Genomic DNA, 3474 nt, shown 5'->3' with positions numbered 1-3474 from the left:
CTTGTCGAGCCTTCCTGCCCACGTCGTGGGCCGCAAGACTCTCATAGGCCATGGATCAACCGATCGGGGTCAGGCCAGGTGGGCAAAACCCAACATCGTTACAGTCGCGGCCCGGTGACCTTTTGAGATGGAAAGCACATGTTCTTCTCAGAGAGGCCAAGACCGGTTAGTTCGACGTCCTCGACGGTCTTCCATGGCCCGCGGCGGGACGGACTGCAGGTCAGCTCGACCTTGTGGTAGCGGTGTTGATGACGTCATTTGACATCTGAATCCCTGACTATCGACTCGATTCATGCGTCTAGATTCGGCCCATACGGGCGCGAAATCTTGCCGGCAGCAACACCTCCGGGTTCACGAGAAGTGCTCGCCAACTCGGTTACGACCGTTTCTCGCACGTGTTGTGCCATCATTCCGCTGCGGGGCGGCGAACGCACGTCGAGGCAAGGTCAGCGTCCCGTTACCCTGACGAGATGGGTGGATCCATGTCGGCTTCTTCCGCGTCTACGCCAGATCAACCGGGGCGCCGGCGCCGCGGGTATGCACAAAGCCTGCGTACGCGCGAGGCGATTCTTGACGCGACGCTGCAGCTGCTGAGGGATCGCGGATTTGCCGGGACATCGCTCGACGCCATTGCGGCCGAAGCGGGAGTCAGCAAGGCCACGATTTATGGACAATGGCGATCCAAGTCCGAGATCGTCGTCGACTTGCTTTCGCGATTCACGGACAGGGCAACACTTACCCCGGACACCGGTGATCTGCGCGCAGACCTCTTGGATACCCTCCGCGGTCTCGTCGAGATTGCAGAGCAGCTTCGCGGAGTCGCTTCGAGTGTCATCGCGGAGGCGCTCCGTGATCCATTGCTGGCCGATGCGTTCGAGCGCTTCGTCGGAAGGTGGCGACAAAACGAGCGCGAGTTGGTTCGGCGCTCGATCGCACGAGGTCTCGTGCCACCTGATTTGGATGAAGAGATCGCCGCGGACCTGGTCGCCTCGACGGTCTATTTTCGCATCCTGGTCCCAGGATCGGAACCAATCGAGGACCTGCCGGAGCGGCTAATCGACCCAATCCTCAGGGCATGGGGTGCGACAGGACAAAGCACAGCATGACGGTGCGATACGGTGTTGACGCAGTAAGTACTGTTCGGTACTAGTTAGTACTAGAACGTACTCGGAGGTTTGAATGATAGAAGCGCGGCGCGGAGAAAACGTCTTCGATGTAGTGATCGTCGGCGGAGGTCACAACGGATTGACCGCAGGATGCTACCTAGCACAGGCCGGGCATACCGTTCTGGTGCTTGAGAAGGAGCCGCATCTAGGCGGAATGGCGATGAGCGCTCCACTCATTGCAGAGGCTCCGAATCACCTCGTCTCACCATGCGCCTTCGAGGATCTGTTCTTCCGCATATCAGGCGTGGCAAGGGAATTGGACCTGGTTCGCTATGGGTTTCGCGAGTATGAGTCGGCCGGTTGGGCTTGGCTCGGCCCGAACGGTGATTCGCTTCTGATCCAACGAGACGTCGAAGCCACCGTTGCGGACATCGCGCGCTTCTCTCGCGCAGACGCGGAGCGGTATCGCGAATTGATGGAGGTCACTTTGCGCTGTGTCGACATCTTTTACGGTTACCTGACGAGTCATCCCACACAGCTGGACCTACGTTCGCTGGCGTCCTGGACGCGCTCGCTGGTGACCGATCGTAAGCTGCGAAATACACTGGCGGACATGTGCACTGCGAATGCGGTGGACACGATCGCGGGTACCTTCGAGACCGAGGCAGTTCGGTCGATCTTTGCGAACACCATTCTCGGCTCTCCGTTCGCGGATGGTAACGGCTTCACGTTGATGAACACCACGCTGCTTCACCGAACCGGTATCGGGCGACCTGTTGGTGGAATGGGCGGAATAGTTGCGGCCTTGTCGAGGTGCCTGCTTGAGCAGAACGGGAAGGTACGTACCAACGCCGAGGTGGTCCGGATCGTAACCAAAGCCGGCCGGGCTTGTGGCGTCGAGATGGCGGACGGCTCCATCATTAAGGCGCGCCATGGCGTCATCACAGCCTGTCCCCCACAAGCGCTTCCGCGACTGGTCGGCGACGCGCTCGAGCCGCGCCTGGCTGCACGCCTGCATTCGGCGCCCGACGACGGGTGGGGCATCGGACAGCTCACCGTGACCGTTGCAGTCGACCAGCACGTCGAACTACCTTTCCACCGCCCAAAGCGATCCGACGTCGACTTGCGGCGCCCCACACTTATGACCGGCACGCTCGACTCGATCGTCCGGGCAGCTGAAGAGTCGATGGCCGGGCAGGTTCCGACCGACATCCCTTGGTGGGGCACTATCTTCAACTCTATTGACCACAGCCAAGCTCCGGCTGGACAGGATGTCATCCAGCTGTACAGTCCTACGGTGCCGAGCAAGCCCCGCGGCGGATGGGCGAAGGGGCGCACAGCGGCGGCCCAGCAACTGGTCAGCCAGGCGCAACCAGTGCTTACCACCGAACTGCGAGAGATCGGTCGATACATCGAGACGCCCGCCGACCGCGCGAAGCGAGTAGGCACGAATAACGGGTGCATCTATCACATCGACTTCCTCCCGACCCGTATCGGCCCATTGCGCCCCGCGTTAGGGTTCGGCCGCTATCGCACGCCGCTGGATAGGCTCTATATTTCCGGCGTAGGTACGCATCCTCCTGCCGGCGTATCTGGCCTTAATGGCAAAATGAGCGCCGGCACCTTGCTACAGGACCTACACGTACATTCTCCGCTGGGCCGCCTCGGGCGCGCATGCGATTTCCTTCGAGCCTTGGCTCGTGGCAGTGAAGACAATCGGATGCAGCCTCCTACCGGCTCGATCCTTGCTCCCACCGAAATTAGGCAAGCAGCTGGCGAGTTGGCGCCTCAACAACATAGCTGACGGGTGAAACCGGCTACTGAATATACTGTCGGAACCTGTGGATCGATGAGTTGGTGACACGCGATCCGTTAGTGCCAGTCTCTGGCATAGACGGTTCGGTTGCGATGTCGATGCGGTGTTCTCGGGTAACGTGGCCTCATGGACTGGGCTCGGCCCCGACGAAGTCCACCGGTTCGGATGCATTGACCTCGTTGCCAGCGGGGCTGAGCGGGCTGGATTAGCTTGTAGGCCGTTGCTGGACCCGGCCCGTACGGGCCCTATGATACTTTCTTTTCAAACATGCTGTGGCAATGACGATTCCGGCCGGATTCGCGGTCCTCGAATGGATCCGGTGCTCAGCCGGATACTTATAGACCTACAGGACCACGTCGGCGTCGTCGACCATCGTGCGGCCACCCTAAGTTATGGATTTTGATCAGTTCGTCGCGGCGTTCCACCACGGCGCTCACGGCGGTGACTGCTTAGGCGACGGAGGTTGTGGTGATCCTGACCGGACCCCGTGAACTGGTCCACGGCGAAGGAGAGTCGTTCATTGGTGGGTACAGGTGGCAGCGTAGTGGGCTG

2 protein-coding genes are annotated in these 3474 nt (G+C 60.5%); both read left to right on the top strand.

All coding sequences use genetic code 11. From position 1 onward, the window contains the following. The first annotated feature begins 470 nt into the window (after positions 1 to 470). A complete protein-coding gene (locus tag BST14_RS27640) occupies positions 471 to 1106 on the top strand; it encodes a TetR/AcrR family transcriptional regulator (RefSeq protein WP_083067440.1) in 636 nt (211 codons plus the stop codon). A 73-nt stretch (positions 1107 to 1179) separates the two neighbouring features. Next, positions 1180 to 2910, top strand: coding sequence for a phytoene desaturase family protein (locus BST14_RS27635; protein ID WP_083067439.1), 1731 nt, complete (start codon positions 1180 to 1182; stop codon positions 2908 to 2910). Positions 2911 to 3474 lie beyond the last annotated feature (564 nt).

The sequence above is a fragment of the Mycobacterium arosiense ATCC BAA-1401 = DSM 45069 genome, from assembly GCF_002086125.1.
Taxonomy (GTDB): Bacteria; Actinomycetota; Actinomycetes; order Mycobacteriales; family Mycobacteriaceae; genus Mycobacterium; species Mycobacterium arosiense.
Note: the sequence above shows the minus strand (reverse complement) of the source record. Positions and strands in the feature narration are given on the sequence as shown.